At 51.7% G+C, this 2060-nt stretch carries 3 protein-coding genes; all 3 read right to left on the bottom strand.

Annotation, left to right across the window (positions count from 1 at the left end; translation table 11 throughout):
• A partial coding sequence (locus tag AUR66_RS03275) for an archaellin/type IV pilin N-terminal domain-containing protein (protein WP_058571083.1) occupies positions 1 to 660 on the bottom strand: 660 nt, incomplete at its 3' end.
• Positions 657 to 1364 (bottom strand): archaellin/type IV pilin N-terminal domain-containing protein, encoded by a 708-nt coding sequence (locus AUR66_RS03270; protein WP_058571082.1) that lies wholly within the window; start codon positions 1362 to 1364, stop codon positions 657 to 659. The genes AUR66_RS03275 and AUR66_RS03270, both read right to left, overlap by 4 nt.
• A 4-nt stretch (positions 1365 to 1368) precedes the next feature.
• Positions 1369 to 2060: hypothetical protein (locus tag AUR66_RS03265; protein ID WP_058571081.1), on the bottom strand; the 692-nt coding region annotated here is incomplete at its 5' end.

Genomic DNA, 2060 nt, shown 5'->3' with positions numbered 1-2060 from the left:
ATCACTGATCGTAGGTGGCAGCGTGATGGTCTTAGTCACTGTTGCTCCCGCTTCAGTCGTGAACTCGATTGTGACCTCTTCACCGGCCCCAAGTGGGTCAAGGTAGTTGGCTTGGGAGTCTGGAGCACTTGAATCGTACGTTGGATTAAGTGTCAGCGTCACGAGCGTCCGCTCACTGCTATCAGATAAAACGGCTGCATCTCCATCAGAGTCAGCTATTGCTGTCAGCTCAGCCTGTCCCGAACTGCCAATCTTAATCTGGCTGGCCCCAGTCGGTCCGAGCCAGTTCACAGTCGTCTCATCAATCTGGATATTACCAGCCCCAGGAGATTTCATGACGATGAAATTGATCGTCTGGGCGCCGGTACCAGCACCGCTACTACTGAAGTCGTAAAGATCATCACCGTCAGACGTCCCGACTGCTTCGTAAGTCGAAACTTCGGCGTAGCTACTGATGATTTGAAGTCTGTCCGTGACCTGCGCGCTACTCTGTTGACCAGTGTCTTGTGCCTGATCTTGCAAGAATCCAGCAGTGTTGACGAGGACCCCTGCAGCTATTGCAGCGACTAGTACCATCGCGATGAACACGATGAGTGTGCCGATACCAACTTGGCCGCGGTCGGTTTTGTTAGTTATGTTTATCATTGTCTTAATTTTCACAGTGAGACTACGCCCCCAGTCTCGATGGTTGGTGGAACCGTGATCGTTTTCGTCACTGTCGCACCAGCTTCAGTGGTAAATTCGACCGTGACGTCGGAGCCAGCGGGGATGACATCCAATCCGTTCGCTGGGTTACCGCTGTCTGCGTCAGGATTCAGCGTGATTTCGACGCGCGAACGCTCGCTACTGTCCGAGAGGATATTTGGATCTCCATCAGAATCAGCGATTTCGTATATTTGTACGTCCCCTCCATCAGTAACGGAGCCCTCAGTGAGTTTGAGTTGTTCAGCGCCAGCATCGCCAATCCAATTAATTGTGACTTCCTCAATTTGGATATCGCCAGCGCCGGGCGCTTTCATCACGATAAAGTTGAGCTTCTGGACAGCAGCAATGTTGTTACTGATAGTCCCATCACCGGCACTATCTGCTGCCGTGTTAGTGTCGTAGAATGCGTATAATGAACCACCAGCCGCAGTATCTGTATCTGCGATCTTCGTCTCACCATACACGCTCGTGATTTGGAGTCGATCTGTAACTTGTGCGCTACTCTGCTGTCCGGTTTCCTGCGCTTGATCTTGCAGGAACCCGGCAGTATCCACGAGTACACCAGCGGCGATAGCGGCGACGAGAACCATCGCGATAAACACGATGAGTGTCCCGATACCAACCTGACCGCGGTCTTCTTTGAGTAGTTTCAAATTCATTTGTTTACAGGCTGACTGTCGATTCGCCCTCGACAGTAGGCGGCATTGAGATTGTCTTCGTCACCGTTGCACCGGCCTCAGTCGTGAACTCGATTGTAACCTCCTGTCCAGGCTCAGGCGGAACGAGGTTTGTTGCAGAGTTGCCAGAGTCGTCAGCGGCCACTGGATCAAAAGCCAACGTAATCAGTGAGCGTTCACTGCTATCTGAGAGCACATAATCGCCGTTACCAGCAATCGTATCTATTGACACACTACTGCCAATATCATCACCATTCGAATCGGTGAGACCACTAGTGGTCAGTTTATGTTGTTCAGCACCCTCCGGGCCAATCCAGTTTATTGTTATTTCTTCCAATTGGATGTTGCCCGCTCCGGGTGATTTCATCACAATGAAATTTAATGTACTCGCCGCCGTGTAGACACCGGTCTCATCTGCGACACTACCGTCAGAGTTTGAGTCCGTAATATCACCACTGCCAATGTTGTAGATTTCGGACCCGTCAGCGTACGCACCACTATCGTCTGTAATGTCCTGTACATAATCTGTCTCAGCGTATACGCTGGTCACTTGGACGCGATCAGTCACCTGAGCACTACTCTGCTGCCCGGTTTCCTGCGCTTGATCCTGCAAGAACCCGGCTGTATCCACAAGCACGCCCGCAGCTATAGCAGCCACCAGGACCATCGCGATGAACA

It is taken from the genome of Haloferax profundi, assembly GCF_001469865.1.
GTDB lineage: Archaea > Halobacteriota > Halobacteria > Halobacteriales > Haloferacaceae > Haloferax > Haloferax profundi.
This window is presented reverse-complemented; position numbering and strand designations above follow the sequence as displayed.